Genomic DNA, 14,027 nt, shown 5'->3' with positions numbered 1-14,027 from the left:
GCCCCTTGTCTTTTGTGGCGCGTCACCGGCGCGTCTTTCGGTATGGATCGGGCATGTACATAGGCGAGCGGTTCAACAGCATCAGCCATTTGATCGGCACGGTCTTGTCGATCGCCGGTCTGGTGGCGCTCGTCGTCATGGGTGCGTTGGACGGCGATGCCTACAAGGTCGTGAGCTTCGCCATCTATGGCGCCATGCTCTGCGCGCTCTACCTGATTTCGACGCTGTACCACTGCGTGCGCTCGCCTCGCCTGAAGTCGATTCTGCAAAAGTGCGACCATTCGGCAATTTATTTGCTGATAGCAGGCAGCTACACACCGTTTACACTAGTGACATTGCGCGGTCCCTGGGGCTGGTCGCTATTCGGCGTAAGCTGGGGCCTCGCGGTTCTCGGCATTACGCAGGAACTCACGCTCGGGCGCCGAACCCGCAGCGTTTCGATGGTGCTGTACGTGTTGATGGGCTGGCTCGCGCTCGTAGCCGTCCGTCCGCTCGTGACGGCGCTGCCGCCCGCGGGCACCGCGTGGCTGGTGGCGGGCGGCGTGATCTATAGCGCCGGTATCTACTTTTTCATCAACGACGAGCGTATCCGGCACGGCCACGGTATCTGGCATCTGTTCGTGCTGGCGGGCAGTCTCTGTCAGTTCGTGAGCGTCGCGCGCTATGTCGCGTGAAACGGCGAACAGCGAGTGAGCCCGGGCATCGCGGCTTCATCGATGCAACTTACGGCCAGCCGGCGTGTCTTGATAACGCGTCGAATCCCCGCGGCAACGCTTCGCGCTCGTCGATGAATCGATGAACGCTCGATGGCAAGCCGCCCGATTTTTTTCCGAGCGTCGCACATGCGCGCAACCGGCAGAACCACGGTTCGCCGCAACGTCATTCGCATGCACGCCGTTCGACACAACGAATTCGAAAATCCCTTATGTCCTTTGATTCACTCGGCCTGTCCGAACCTCTGCTACGCGCTGTCAACGAACTGGGCTACACCGTCCCGACCCCGATCCAGCTCCAGGCCATCCCCGCCGTTCTGAAGGGCGGCGATCTCCTGGCGGGCGCGCAGACCGGCACGGGCAAGACCGCCGGCTTCACGCTGCCCATCCTGCAACGTCTTTCGCAACTGGCGCCCGCTGCCGCCGGAACGAAGCGTCCGATCCGCGCGCTCATCCTCACGCCGACGCGCGAACTCGCCGCGCAGGTCGAGGAAAGCGTGCGCGCCTACGGCAAATATCTGAAGCTCAAGTCGACCGTGATGTTCGGCGGCGTGGGCATCAACCCGCAGATCGACGCGTTGAAGCGCGGCGTCGATATCGTCGTGGCAACGCCGGGACGTTTGCTCGATCACATGCAGCAGAAGACCATCGACGTGTCGCAGCTCGAGATTCTCGTGCTCGACGAAGCCGATCGCATGCTCGACATGGGCTTCATTCACGACATCAAGCGCGTGCTCGCGCGCCTGCCCACGAAGCGTCAGAACCTGCTTTTCTCGGCTACTTTCTCGGATGAAATCAAGGCGCTGGCCGACAGCCTGCTCGATTCGCCCGCGCTGATCGAAGTCGCGCGCCGCAATACGACGGCCGAGCGTATCGAACAGAAGATTTATCCGGTGGATCGCGACCGCAAGCGCGAGATGCTCACGCATCTGATCCGCACGAACAACTGGTTCCAGGTGCTCGTGTTCACGCGCACGAAGCACGGCGCGAACCGGCTTGCCGAGCAATTGGGCAAGGACGGCATCAGCGCGCTTGCGATTCACGGCAACAAGAGTCAGTCGGCGCGTACGCGTGCGCTGGCCGAGTTCAAGGATCAGACCTTGCAGGTGCTCGTCGCCACCGACATCGCGGCGCGCGGTATCGATATCGATCAGTTGCCGCACGTGGTCAACTTCGATCTGCCGAACGTGCCGGAAGATTACGTGCACCGTATCGGCCGCACGGGTCGCGCGGGCGCGGATGGCGAAGCGGTATCGCTCGTCTGTGTGGACGAGCTTCAGTTGCTTAAGGACATCGAGCGTCTGATCAAGCGCCCGATTCCGCAGGAAGTGATCGCCGGCTTCGAGCCGGACCCGGATGCGCGTCCCGAGCCGATTCAGCGCCGCAGCCAAGGGCGCGGCGGTCCGCGTGAAGGCGGCGAAGCGAAGCGCAGCAGCGCCCCGCGACGCGAAGGCGAAGCGAAGCGCAGCAGCGCCCCGCGACGCGAAGGCGAAGCGAAGCGCGGTGGCGGCGAAGCGCGACGCGATGGCGGCCGTGCAAGCGGCGCGGCATCTGGCGAAGCGCGCGGCAGTGGCAAGCCGGCGAACGGTAATCGCAACGGCGGATCGCAAGCGGCGAATTCACGCGATGGCCGCGATGCACGCGGTCCCAAGCCTGCCGGCGCCAAGCCCGCCGCTCCCAACGCCAATGCAGGCGCGGCAACGCGCCGTCCGGATGCGGCACGCGCGGCGAATCCGAACGCAAAGGCCGGTAATCCCGGCGCGCTGCTCGGCGGCAAGGCGCGCAGCGACAGCGGCGGCGCGCGGCGCGACGGCATGCGCTCGGGCGGCCGCGGACGTTAAGTATTCGAAGGTGTGTTTCAGGCGGCAGCGCTCGCTGCCCGCTTCAGCCAGTCAAGCTGCTCACGCCAGCGCGTGAGCACGCTCTCGGTCTCCGTCAGTTCGAACGTAATCCCGCTCTTCAAACGCGCATAGGCGACACGTTGCGCTTCGCCGCTTTCGATCGTGGCGACAAAGCATGCGAGCGGGACATCGTCGAGCGCCACGCGGCGCGTATCCAGCTGAACCTGAAAGAACGCTTCGTCGAATACGAAGGCGATGGTCGCGCGCCCGCTCGCGGCGATCGCCTGCGCGGTACGCGAGCCGGGCCACAACGCGAACACGAGCGTGCGCGCGTCGGGCGCGAGCAGCTCGCCCGCACTTAGGAGCGCGGTGCGGACGCGCCCGCCGCTGTCGACGGCACATAGCGACGCCGTGAAGCCGACGGGCGCGCCGGTCAGCGTGCCATCTAAGAGCGTCCTGAGTTCCGGCGGCCATTCATCGAAAGGCGTTTGCGACGAGAGTTCGGCCTGACGCGGCGTGGCATCGGTCATGGGGGAAATGACTTGAAAGGCAGATCCACCGAATGCCCGCATGAACCTGAGCGGGCATCGTCCTGATCAGCGGAAAAACAACTGCGTGATCTTGGCAAGCGGATAGTGAACGCCCGGCTGAATACGCGCGGGCAGATCGAGCGGCTTCAACAGCATCTTGATGCACTGATCCGCCGAAAGATTGCGCCGCACGAGCGCGTTCACCTGCGCGAACAGTTCGCGGTTATAGCTCGAGTCCTTGACGCGCTCGGGATAACGCACCGCAAACACGTGCCGTAGCGCGATCTCCGAGTCTTCGCTCTTCAGTTCCATCACGCGACGGATCAACGCGCCAAGCACGGCGAGACGCCCGTTGCCTTCGATCTTGTTCCACTTCTTGAAGAAGCGGAAAAAGTGCTTGTAGTGGCGCACTTCGTCGGTGCGGATGTTGTCGGTGATCTCCTTCAACACCGGCTCGTCCGAGCAGTCGTTGATCGCGCGATACAGCGTGGCCGTGCCCGTTTCGACAACACACCGCGCCACCATTTCGAGCGCACGCTTTTTCTCGAACGCTTCGTAGGAACACGTTAGCGAGTACTCGTCGAAGAAGCTCTTGAAAGCCCGGTCCCAGTCGAATTCCGGCCAGATGTGGTTGATGTAAGTCTTGAGCGCCCGGCCGTGCTGCATTTCTTCGGGCTCCCATTCGTCGTTCAGCCACGCCGAAATCTCGGGGTCGTCGTGAAAATACTTGCTGAGATTGCTCGTGTAGAGATCCGTGCCGCTCTCGATGAATGAGCATGCGCACAACAGCAAAAGAAGATGTTCGTTGGATGCCGCCTTCTGACGATCGATCCGGTTGAGATCGATGTCTTCGATGCGCCACGGCATCACATGGGTACTATCGGTGTGCATGTATCGCGCTCCCTGGATGGACTGAACGCGCCATCGGCCAACAAGAGCGGGCCGAGGTTCAGGCGACGCCGCGAACCATTCGGCTCGGGCGACTTCAACTTCGCGTCTTAACGGCTTGTTTTTCCATCTTAGCCGTCCTGCAATGAATTTGCAGACATGGGGACAGACTTGCGCCGCATCAGCGCAGTTCCGTCTATGTCAAATTCTTACGAGTCGATGCGCAAGAACGGCTGGCGCACGAAGGAGCACGAAATGTGCCGCCAAGGGAGGTTGCGCGATTTGGCGTCGACGACGCGCCTGCCGCCGTGATTAGTTGCCGGCGCGTGCAGGCTCAGAAGCCGGCCGCGAGCCCGTCGCGTCGACTGTCGCTTGCGGCAACGTAACCACGCTCTGGATCGTGGCGATCCAGCTTCCAGATGTATTGTCCCGAGCCGAAATCCATGTATGGATCGTCGACCGACTTGATGGTGTGGCCGAGCCCTTCGAGCGCGCGGGCCGTTTCGAGGTCGAGTGTCGCTTCGATATCGATCGTGAAATCGTGATTCACCTTCCAGCGCGGCGCGTCACAGGCGGCCTGAGGCTGTTGCCCGTAGTCGAGCATGCGCACGATCGACTGCAGATGTCCTTGCGGCTGCATGTCGCCGCCCATCACACCGAAGCTCATGACGGCCTCGCGCTGGCCATCCACTTCTTGCGTGAGGAACGCAGGAATGATCGTGTGGAACGGCCGCTTGCCGCCCTCGACCACGTTCGCTGACTTCGGGTCCATCGAGAACCCGCAACCGCGGTTTTGCAGCGAGATGCCCGTATCCGGCACGACCACGCCCGAGCCAAAACCCATGTAGTTCGATTGAATGAAGCTCACCATCATGCCGCGCTCGTCGGCGACAGACATGTAGATGGTGCCGCCCGCTTTCGGCATGCCGAAGTCGAAATGCCTTGCCTTGTTCGGATCGATCAGCTTGGCGCGTTCCATGAGGTAGGCGTCGTCGAGCATTTGCTCGGGCGTGACTTCCATCGAGCGCGGATCGGCGACATAGCGATATACATCCGCGAACGCGAGTTTCATCGCCTCGATCTGCAGATGCTGCGACTCGATGCGGTCGACGGTCAGCGCGCGGACATCGAACTTGTCGAGGATGCCAAGCGCGATGAGCGCCGCGATTCCCTGTCCGTTCGGCGGAATCTCGTGCACGGTGTAGCCGCGATAATCCTTCTGAATCGGCTCGACCCACTCGGCGCGGTAGTTTCGGAGATCGTCCATGGTCATGGCGCCGCCGCCCTGCCGCGAGAACGCAGCGATGCGCTCGGCGCTTTCGCCTTCGTAAAACGCGCGCGGGCCGTGCTCCGCGAGCCGTCGCAACGTGTTCGCATGGCCGGGAAAACGCACGAGTTCGCTGACTTCGGGCGCGCGTCCACGCGGCATGAAGACATCCGCGAAACCTGGCTGGTCTTTCAGTTCAGGCACGGCGGCCGCCCATTTATAGGCGACGATGCTGGCCAACGCGTGTCCGCGCTCCGCGATTTCGATGGCCGGTTCCATCAAATCGGCGAATGGCAGCGAACCGAACTTCGCGTGAAGCGCTTCCCATCCGGCGATGACGCCGGGCACCGTCACCGCGTCCCAGCCGCGTTTGGGTTGACGGGCAAGACCGTTCTCTTCGCCGTATTTGGTGCGGAAATAGTCCACGTTCCAGGCTGCTGGCGCCACGCCCGAAGCGTTCAGTCCATGCAATTGGTTGCCGTCCCAGACCAGCGCGAACGCGTCGCCGCCGAGCCCGCATGAAACCGGCTCGACGACCGTGATAGCGGCCGCTGCGGCGATGGCCGCATCCACGGCGTTACCGCCCTTCCAGAGCATGCGCAAGCCAGCTTGAGCGGCCAGCGGATGCGACGTCGAAACGATATTGCGCGCGAAAACCGGCAAGCGCGGAGTCGGATAAGGGTTCTGCCAGTTGAAACGAGTCATGTGATTGATGTCCGGATTAACAGCGAGCCGATCTGGTCTGACGGCTTGCCGCGTCGATCAGCCGACAGTTCAAAAGAACGAATGGTGCATTGTCTGCTTAATTCAAAGCAAATTCATTTGTCGCCGCAATTGATGAGTCAATCGCATGGCGCTGAAAAAGACCTAGTTTGAGGTGTTTGCAGTGCGGCAAAACCTTCAAGTAATTTCTTCAAGTTCGGCTGACTTGGGACCCGCTTGCGCGACGAGGAAATGTCAAAGCCAAAATTTTCACCGGGAGTTTGGCACTCTTCAGACGCTTGCCTACAATCCGAATTCCCGGCAAACGCAGCACACGACAACGCGACTGCCCGGCAGATTGAAGTCTTCCAAATAAACGCTTAGAAGCAAAGAGACCCGGCTCACAAAGCCGGTCGCCTTGCCGTTCGGTCTTAATGGAGAACACGAATGCTGAGTCCGCACGAATTCGCCACGCTGCTGCTGGTTCAGGAAGAGCCCAATCAGGTCGACATGGAACGCGATGAACTCGATGCATTGCTCGAACGTCAACTCGTTCAACTCGAGAACCTGGCTTCGGGCCGACAACAATGGCGCCTTACCGCAACTGGCGACTCCACCATCAAGGCATTCAAGCGGTTCTCCTAGCCTTCGCTTCCCAAGCGATGTCGGACGCGGACTTATCTGCGCCGCGTCCTATCCTGCCCGCAGCGTCGGATCGACTGCCGCACGCCAGCTCAAAGCCTGCGCACGCTGATCCAGAAAGAAGCTGGCCCACGCACTTTGCGCCTCCGGCCCCGAATTCGCGCGATATACGCCGTAGCGCGCGGCGATCGTCCCCTGAAACGCGCAATAGCGATCCTTCGATAACCCGCCGCGCCGTTGCGCCACGTAAGCGTCGAAGAACGCCGTGTAGACGGACGGCGCGTCCCCGCCATAGTCCACCTGCGTGGTCCCGCACATCTCCTGCAACGCGCTGAACGACGGCGCACCGCTCGATCCGTCGATATTCGGCGTCGCTACACAGCCGGCCAGAACAGCCACGCCCAGCACGCCTGACACAACCTGCATTCGCATTGCATTCACCCGTTGCCCGATTTCGAGTTGCCAGTATCGGACGAACCGCGAGTTCGCGCCACTCGGCCAAATGGAATAGGCATTCTTACGGTTTCCTTGGCGCGAACGGCTCCTTAGGGCGCTTTGTGCTAATGGCCTATGCCATCCGGCCAGGTTGTACGCATGCCGCGCGTCCGATAGATTGCGCATGCAGACCTCGCACGGCATCGCTCGATTTCACAAGCACGCCGATCCGTGCACTTTCCGGAGATGAACATGCAGGATCAGTACGTCCTCGCGCTCGACCAGGGCACGACCAGTTCGCGGGCCATGCTGTTCGACAGGAATGGCAATGTCGTTTCGGTGGCGCAGAAGGAGTTTCAGCAGATTTATCCGCAAGCGGGCTGGGTCGAGCACGATCCGCAGGAAATCTGGTCGACTCAGGCGGGCGTCGCCGCCGAAGCCGTGACGCGGGCGGGTTTGAGCGCGTCGTCGATTGCGGCGGTGGGCATCACGAATCAGCGCGAAACGACCATCGTGTGGGATCGGGAAACGGGAAAGCCGATCTATAACGCGATCGTCTGGCAAGACCGGCGCACGGCCTCGCTGTGCGACGAATTCAAGGCGCGCGGACTCGAAACCATGGTGCGCGCGAAGACGGGGTTGCCCATCGACGCGTATTTCTCGGCGAGCAAGATCCGCTGGATTCTCGATAACGTCGAAGGCGCGCGCGACAAGGCGAAGCAGGGACGGCTCGCGTTTGGCACGGTGGATAGCTGGCTTGTGTGGAATTTCACGCGGCGCGATTTGCATGTCACCGACATCACCAATGCGTCGCGCACCATGCTGTTCGACATCCACGCGCGCCGCTGGGACGACGAACTGCTCGATGCATTCGAGATACCGCGCAGCATGCTGCCGGAAGTACGTAGTTCATCTGAGGTGTATGGCACGACGCAGGGCACCGTGTTCGCGGCCGATCTTCCACTCGCGTCCATTGCCGGCGACCAGCATGCCGCGTTGTTCGGCCAGATGTGTATCGATACCGGCATGGTGAAGAACACTTACGGCACCGGCTGCTTCCTCGTGATGAACACGGGCGAAACGCCGATCGAGTCGAGCAACAATCTCGTGACGACGATTGCCTGGCAAATCGGCGATACGGTGAACTATGCGCTCGAAGGCAGTATTTTTATTGCGGGCGCGGTCGTGCAATGGCTGCGCGACGGGTTGGGACTAATTCGCCGCGCGAGTGACGTCGAAGCCCTTGCGCGCGGCGTGCCGCATAGCGATGGCGTGTATCTCGTGCCCGCTTTCGCTGGCTTGAGCGCGCCGCACTGGAACGCGCGGGCTCGCGGCACACTGTTCGGCGTGACGCGCGGGACGACTTCCGCCCATATCGCGCGGGCGGCGCTGGATTCGATCGCTTATCAATCGGTCGATGTCTTGCGCGCGATGGAAGCGGATTCGGGCATACGCATCGCCCAATTGCGGGTGGATGGCGGTGCTTGCGCCAACGATCTGTTGATGCAGTTTCAGGCGGACATCCTGGGTGTGGATGCGGTGCGACCGCGTATCGCCGAGACGACCGCGCTTGGCGCGGCTTATCTCGCGGGGCTCGCGGTCGGATATTGGAAGGATATCGACGAGCTGAAATCGCAGTGGCAACTTGAGCGGCAGTTCACACCGACGATGCCCGCCGCCGATGTCGAGGCGTCTCTCGCGGGATGGCAGCGGGCGGTGAAGGCGGCGAAGGCGTGGGCGGATGGTTAAGCATTCGAATCCGCCGCCTTCACCCCCGACCTGACCTGCGGCGCATCGAAGCGCGCCGCGAACCACGTCACCCCAAGAGCGGCCACTGCGACCATCGCCGCCGCCCAAGGCAACACATCGAGCCCATAACCATGCGTCAACACCGCGCCGCCGAGCCAGGCGCCACCCGCATTACCGATATTGAACGCGCCGATGTTCAACGTCGAAGCAAGATTGGGCGCGTCCTTCGCCTTCTCGACCACGCGTGTCTGCAACGGCGGCACCGTCGCGAACGCCGCGATGCCCCAGACGAAGATCGTCACGATCGCGCCGACCTGACTGTGGCTCGTCTTCGCGAACACGGCCATCACGATGGCAAGCGCCAGCAAAATGCCCATCAGCGAAGGCATCAACGCGCGGTCCGCGAGCTTGCCGCCAATCGTATTGCCGACCGTAAGCCCGATGCCGAACAGCACGAGCACGAGCGTCACGCCGCGCGGCGAGAAGCCGCCGACCTGTTCGAGAATCGGCGCGATATACGTGAACACGACGAACACGCCGCCGAAGCCGAGCACGGTCATCGTCAGCGCGAGCCAGACCTGCGGGTCGCGCAACACGCGTACTTCGCGGCCGAGTCCGCTTGGTGCCGCATCGTGACGATTCGGCACGAGCGCGGTCACGCCGAGCGCGGACAGCAAGCCGAGACCGGCGACGATCCAGAACGTCGCGCGCCAGCCCAGTTCCTGACCGACGAACGTCCCGAACGGCACGCCCAGCACGTTCGCGAGCGTGAGGCCGGTGAACATGAGCGCAATGGCGCTCGCGCGCTTGTCGGCGGGCACGAGCGACGCCGCGACCACCGCGCCGATGCCGAAGAACGAACCGTGCGCGAACGAGGTCACGACGCGCGCGATCATCAGCAAACCGTAGTTCGGTGCGAGCGCGCAAAACACGTTGCCGACGATAAACACGAGCATCAGCAATTGCAGCGCGAGCTTGCGCGGCATTTTGCTCGTAAGCACGGCGAGCAGCGGCGCGCCGACTGCCACGCCGAGCGCATAGCCCGTGACGAGCAGCCCTGCCGATGGAATCGACACGGAAAGATCGCGTGCGACGTTGGGCAGCAAGCCCATGATGACGAACTCGGTCGTGCCGATGGCGAACGCGCTGATCGCCAGCGCGAGAAGAGGTAAAGGCATGGTCATGCTCCGAAATAGATCAATGGCGCGCGGTCACGAACTCGACAACCACGCCCGGCGCAAGCCGCACGAAAAGCTGACGTTCGCGCGCAAGCGGCACTTCCGCGATCCGATAGGCGTAGCCGCGACATTCGAGACGGTCGATGAGCGTGCGCCACTCGGCTTCGTCGTCGATACGCAGCGCGAGATGGTCGATGCGCGTCGCATCGGGGTGCGCGGCGACAGACGCATCGCCCTTCGCGATCAGATGCACGGCCGGCCGCGCGCCGAGATACAGCCAGTAGCCGCTCACACCGAATGGCGGTCGCGGACCCACCGACATCCCGGCGATATCGACGAAGAAACGCATCATCGAATCGCAGTCCGGCGCGACGATAGTCACGTGATCGAGTTGCATGGCGTTGAACCTGAAACGAGTTGGACCGATTGTGACCGCATGGCGCGTCGTTGATAATTGGGCTAGCCTTTGAATCATTGTCAAACCGGATTTGAAGATGACAATGGATCGGCTAGGCGACATGCGCCTTTTCACCGAAGCCGCCACGCTCGGCAGCCTGTCGGCGGCGGGACGCAAACTCGGCTTGTCGCCAGCGGCGGCGAGCGCGCGGCTCATCAAGCTGGAAAAAGCGCTGCACGCGCGGCTCTTCGAGCGCACCACGCGCCAATTGCGCCTGACGGACGAAGGGCGGCTGTACTTGCAGCATTGCCGTATCGCGCTGCAGGCTATCGACGACGCCGAAGCGGCGCTGCAAGCCGGGCAAAATCGCGTGCGCGGCAAAGTCCGCATTTCCGCGACGTCGGATTTCGGCCGGCACATGCTGCGCGGCTGGCTCGACGACTTCAGCCGCCTGCATCCGGACGTGAGCTTCGCACTCACGCTGTCGGACTCGGTGTCGAATCTGCTGCAGGAGGAAATCGATCTGGCGATTCGCTTCGGCGCGCCGCCGGACAGCGGGCTCGCGGCACGCTCGCTGGCGCCGAATCGGCGCGTGCTGTGCGCGTCGCCGAACTATCTCGCGCGCAAAGGCGTGCCGCAAACGCCCGCCCAACTCACCGGGCACCAATTCGTCGTGATTTTCACCGCTGCGGGAACCCTCAACGAACTGGCTTTCGTGCGCGGCGAGGAGCGCTATTCCTACACCTTGCCCGTCGCCGATGCCTGGGAAACCAACGACGGCGCAATCGCGCGCGCGTGGGCGCTGGCGGGACATGGCATCGCGCATCAGTCGATCTGGGACATTGCCGCCGACGTGCGCTCGGGCGCGCTGCAGCTGATTCTGCCCGACTGGTGCACGCACGAAGCGCCCGTACACGCGCTCTTCCACGCCAATCGATATATGGCGCCGCGCGTGCGCGTGCTGCTGGATTTTCTGATCGGACGCTTCGAGACGACCACGGGCGAACTGCTTGGCGATCTGGCGTATCCGCCCGAGCGCGTCGGGCTTCGTCAGGATTTGTCGCCAGAGCTATAATATCGGCCTAATTACAAGTAGAAGCCGTGCAGATTGCTGCAAAAGCGCGGCACTCACGCGCAAAACCCTCTCAATCTCTTTTAGCGCCCCCAGGTTAACCACTGCGACCGGCGACCATTCATGACCAAGAAAGTATATGTAAAGACCTTCGGCTGCCAGATGAACGAGTACGACTCCGACAAGATGGTCGACGTGCTCGGCGCGGCGGAAGGGCTCGTCAAGACCGACACGCCTGAAGATGCGGACGTCATCCTGTTCAACACCTGCTCGGTGCGCGAGAAGGCCCAGGAAAAAGTGTTCTCCGACCTCGGCCGCGTGCGCGAATTGAAGGAAGCAAACCCGAATCTTCTGATCGGCGTAGGCGGTTGTGTCGCGAGCCAGGAAGGCGCGTCCATCGTTTCGCGCGCACCTTACGTGGATCTCGTGTTCGGTCCGCAAACGCTGCATCGCCTGCCCGCCATGATCGACAAGCGCCGCTCGACCGGCCGCGCGCAGGTGGACATCTCGTTTCCGGAAATCGAAAAGTTCGATCACCTGCCGCCCGCGCGCGTCGAAGGCCCGAGCGCGTTCGTATCGATCATGGAAGGCTGCAGCAAGTATTGCAGCTATTGCGTCGTGCCCTACACGCGCGGCGAGGAAGTCTCGCGCCCGCTCGACGACGTGCTCACCGAAATCGCCGGCCTGGCCGACCAGGGCGTGCGCGAAGTCACGCTGCTCGGCCAGAACGTGAACGCTTATCGCGGCGCGCTGACGCTCGGTTCGCAGGAAATCGCCGACTTCGCCACGCTCATCGAGTATGTCGCGGAAGTGCCGGGCATCGAGCGCATTCGCTATACAACGTCGCATCCGAAGGAATTCACGCAGCGCCTCATCGATACCTACGCCAAGGTGCCGAAGCTCGTGAGCCATTTGCATTTGCCGGTGCAGCATGGTTCCGACCGCATTCTCATGGCGATGAAGCGCGGCTATACCGTGCTCGAGTACAAATCGGTGATCCGCAAGCTGCGCGCCATTCGCCCGGACCTTTCGCTATCGACGGATTTCATCGTCGGCTTCCCCGGCGAAACCGAAGACGATTTCAACAAGATGATGGCGCTCATTCACGAGATGAGCTACGACACGAGTTTCTCGTTCATCTACAGCCCGCGTCCCGGCACGCCCGCCGCGAATCTGCACGACGACACGCCGCGCGAAGTCAAGCTCAAGCGCTTGCAACATTTGCAGGCGACTATCGAGGAAAACGTCGTCAAGATCAGCAATTCCATGCTCGGCTCGGTGCAGCGTATTCTCGTGGAAGGCCCGTCGCGCAAGGACCCGAGCGAGCTCGCCGGGCGCACGCAGAACAATCGCGTGGTCAATTTCCCGGCGCCGCTTTCGGCTCACAAGCGCCTGATCGGCCAAATGATCGACGTCGAGATCAATCACGCGTACCCGCACTCGTTGCGCGGCGCACTGGTGCTCGCGCCGGATACGGCGGCGACGCCCGAGTTGGCCAACTAAGTTAAGGACACCCCCTTCGCCTTGAAGAACGCTCCTCAGCAGCATCTGGAATTCACCGCTCCGCGCGATGACAACGCGCGGCTCGCCAACCTCTGCGGCCCGCTCGACGAGAACCTGCGGCAAATCGAGCAGGCGCTCGACGTGACGCTTTCGCGGCGCGGCCACAAGATCGCCATTCGCGGCCGTGGCGCAAAGGTCGCGCTTACCGCGCTCGAAAACTTCTACAACCGCGCGCGCGATCCGCTCTCGGTGGACGACATCCAGCTCGCGCTGGTCGAAGCGCGCCACGCAACGCGCCGCGCGAAGGCGAAGGAAGAAGAAGCGCCGATCGATCCGCGTTTTCGCGGCGATCCGGACCATCCCTTCGACGAACCCAGCGCCACCATCGACCTGGGCGACGAAGAAGACCACGGTCCCAAGCTCTACACGCGCCGCGCCGATTTGCGCGGCCGCACGCCCGCGCAACGCGATTATCTGAAGCAGATCATCGCGCACGACGTGACCTTCGGCATCGGGCCGGCGGGCACGGGCAAGACTTATCTCGCGGTCGCCTGCGCGGTGGACGCGCTCGAACGCGATCAGGTCAAGCGCATCGTGCTTACGCGACCCGCCGTGGAAGCGGGCGAGCGGCTCGGCTTCCTGCCGGGCGACCTCGCGCAAAAGGTCGATCCGTATCTGCGCCCGCTCTACGACGCGCTCTACGACCTGCTCGGCTTCGACAAGACCGCCAAGATGTTCGAGCGCCAGATGATCGAAATCGCGCCGCTCGCCTACATGCGCGGGCGCACGCTGAACCACGCGTTCATCATTCTGGACGAGGCGCAAAACACCACGCCGGAACAGATGAAGATGTTCCTCACGCGTATCGGCTTCGGCTCGAAGGCGGTCGTAACCGGCGACACCACGCAGGTCGATTTGCCGCGCGGACACAAGAGCGGCCTGATCGAAGCGCAGCATGTGCTGGCGGAAGTGCGCGGCATCGCGATCACGCACTTCACGTCGGCGGACGTGGTGCGCCATCCGCTGGTCGCGCGTATCGTCGAGGCTTACGACGCGCAATCGCAGAAAGATGCGGCAATCGCGGAAGCGCGGCAAAGGTCCGAGTGAAGT

General features: G+C 62.6%; 13 protein-coding genes. 7 read left to right on the top strand and 6 right to left on the bottom strand.

Annotation, left to right across the window (positions count from 1 at the left end):
• Positions 1–53: 53 nt before the first annotated feature.
• Together trhA and NCR98_RS02270 are read left to right on the top strand one after the other, a co-directional pair.
• Positions 54–674: a PAQR family membrane homeostasis protein TrhA gene (gene trhA / locus NCR98_RS02275; protein WP_250525411.1), complete on the top strand. Its 621-nt coding sequence runs from the start codon at positions 54–56 to the stop codon at positions 672–674.
• Between the two features lie 251 nt (positions 675–925).
• Positions 926–2,554: a DEAD/DEAH box helicase gene (locus NCR98_RS02270; protein WP_250525410.1), complete on the top strand. Its 1,629-nt coding sequence runs from the start codon at positions 926–928 to the stop codon at positions 2,552–2,554.
• Between the two features lie 17 nt (positions 2,555–2,571).
• Here the strand turns inward: NCR98_RS02270 and NCR98_RS02265 are convergent, their stop codons facing one another.
• The 3 genes from NCR98_RS02265 to ggt all read right to left on the bottom strand — a co-directional run bounded on the left by NCR98_RS02265 (position 2,572) and on the right by ggt (position 5,944).
• Entirely contained in the window at positions 2,572–3,084 is a 513-nt protein-coding gene (locus tag NCR98_RS02265; protein WP_250525409.1) for a hypothetical protein, read from the bottom strand.
• Positions 3,085–3,150: 66 nt separating this feature from the next.
• On the bottom strand, positions 3,151–3,975 hold the full coding sequence (locus NCR98_RS02260; RefSeq protein WP_244827071.1) for a ferritin-like domain-containing protein: 825 nt from the start codon (positions 3,973–3,975) through the stop codon (positions 3,151–3,153).
• Positions 3,976–4,306: 331 nt separating this feature from the next.
• Positions 4,307–5,944 carry a gamma-glutamyltransferase gene (ggt, locus tag NCR98_RS02255; RefSeq protein WP_250525408.1) on the bottom strand — a complete coding sequence of 546 codons (1,638 nt, stop codon included), beginning with the start codon at positions 5,942–5,944 and terminating at the stop codon, positions 4,307–4,309.
• 444 nt (positions 5,945–6,388) lie between these two features.
• Between ggt and NCR98_RS02250 the strand changes: the two genes are divergently transcribed.
• A complete protein-coding gene (locus tag NCR98_RS02250; protein ID WP_244827069.1) occupies positions 6,389–6,586 on the top strand; it encodes a hypothetical protein in 198 nt (65 codons plus the stop codon).
• A gap of 48 nt (positions 6,587–6,634) precedes the next feature.
• Here the strand turns inward: NCR98_RS02250 and NCR98_RS02245 are convergent, their stop codons facing one another.
• A complete protein-coding gene (locus NCR98_RS02245; protein WP_250463143.1) occupies positions 6,635–7,015 on the bottom strand; it encodes a hypothetical protein in 381 nt (126 codons plus the stop codon).
• 255 nt (positions 7,016–7,270) lie between these two features.
• On the opposite strand from NCR98_RS02245, the gene glpK reads away from it, so the two are divergent.
• Positions 7,271–8,767 (top strand): glycerol kinase GlpK, encoded by a 1,497-nt coding sequence (gene glpK / locus NCR98_RS02240; protein ID WP_250525407.1) that lies wholly within the window; start codon positions 7,271–7,273, stop codon positions 8,765–8,767.
• Here the strand turns inward: glpK and NCR98_RS02235 are convergent.
• On the bottom strand, positions 8,764–9,945 hold the full coding sequence (locus NCR98_RS02235; RefSeq protein ID WP_250525406.1) for an MFS transporter: 1,182 nt from the start codon (positions 9,943–9,945) through the stop codon (positions 8,764–8,766). The genes glpK and NCR98_RS02235 overlap by 4 nt on opposite strands.
• 19 nt (positions 9,946–9,964) lie before the next feature.
• Positions 9,965–10,342, bottom strand: coding sequence for a VOC family protein (locus NCR98_RS02230; protein ID WP_250525405.1), 378 nt, complete (start codon positions 10,340–10,342; stop codon positions 9,965–9,967).
• Positions 10,343–10,445: 103 nt separating this feature from the next.
• Here NCR98_RS02230 and NCR98_RS02225 point away from each other — a divergent pair, with 103 nt between their 5' ends.
• The 3 genes from NCR98_RS02225 (at position 10,446) to NCR98_RS02215 (ending at position 14,024) form a co-directional block, all read left to right on the top strand.
• A complete protein-coding gene (locus NCR98_RS02225; RefSeq protein ID WP_459909435.1) occupies positions 10,446–11,417 on the top strand; it encodes a LysR family transcriptional regulator in 972 nt (323 codons plus the stop codon).
• A 120-nt stretch (positions 11,418–11,537) separates the two neighbouring features.
• Positions 11,538–12,917: a tRNA (N6-isopentenyl adenosine(37)-C2)-methylthiotransferase MiaB gene (gene miaB / locus NCR98_RS02220; RefSeq protein WP_244827063.1), complete on the top strand. Its 1,380-nt coding sequence runs from the start codon at positions 11,538–11,540 to the stop codon at positions 12,915–12,917.
• A 21-nt stretch (positions 12,918–12,938) separates the two neighbouring features.
• Entirely contained in the window at positions 12,939–14,024 is a 1,086-nt protein-coding gene (locus tag NCR98_RS02215) for a PhoH family protein (RefSeq protein WP_250463127.1), read from the top strand.
• The last annotated feature ends 3 nt before the right edge of the window (positions 14,025–14,027 follow it).

The sequence above is a fragment of the Caballeronia sp. GAWG2-1 genome (genome assembly GCF_023631405.1).
GTDB lineage: Bacteria > Pseudomonadota > Gammaproteobacteria > Burkholderiales > Burkholderiaceae > Caballeronia.
This window is presented reverse-complemented; position numbering and strand designations above follow the sequence as displayed.

Coding starts and splice junctions, on each gene's coding strand:
- miaB (WP_244827063.1), top strand. CDS start 11,538: ATGACCAAGAAAGTATATGTAAAGACCTTCGGCTGCCAGATGAACGAG.
- trhA (WP_250525411.1), top strand. CDS start 54: ATGTACATAGGCGAGCGGTTCAACAGCATCAGCCATTTGATCGGCACG.
- NCR98_RS02270 (WP_250525410.1), top strand. CDS start 926: ATGTCCTTTGATTCACTCGGCCTGTCCGAACCTCTGCTACGCGCTGTC.
- NCR98_RS02250 (WP_244827069.1), top strand. CDS start 6,389: ATGCTGAGTCCGCACGAATTCGCCACGCTGCTGCTGGTTCAGGAAGAG.
- NCR98_RS02235 (WP_250525406.1), bottom strand. CDS start 9,945: ATGCCTTTACCTCTTCTCGCGCTGGCGATCAGCGCGTTCGCCATCGGC.
- NCR98_RS02260 (WP_244827071.1), bottom strand. CDS start 3,975: ATGCACACCGATAGTACCCATGTGATGCCGTGGCGCATCGAAGACATC.
- NCR98_RS02225 (WP_459909435.1), top strand. CDS start 10,446: ATGGATCGGCTAGGCGACATGCGCCTTTTCACCGAAGCCGCCACGCTC.
- NCR98_RS02230 (WP_250525405.1), bottom strand. CDS start 10,342: ATGCAACTCGATCACGTGACTATCGTCGCGCCGGACTGCGATTCGATG.
- NCR98_RS02265 (WP_250525409.1), bottom strand. CDS start 3,084: ATGACCGATGCCACGCCGCGTCAGGCCGAACTCTCGTCGCAAACGCCT.
- NCR98_RS02245 (WP_250463143.1), bottom strand. CDS start 7,015: ATGCGAATGCAGGTTGTGTCAGGCGTGCTGGGCGTGGCTGTTCTGGCC.
- glpK (WP_250525407.1), top strand. CDS start 7,271: ATGCAGGATCAGTACGTCCTCGCGCTCGACCAGGGCACGACCAGTTCG.
- ggt (WP_250525408.1), bottom strand. CDS start 5,944: ATGACTCGTTTCAACTGGCAGAACCCTTATCCGACTCCGCGCTTGCCG.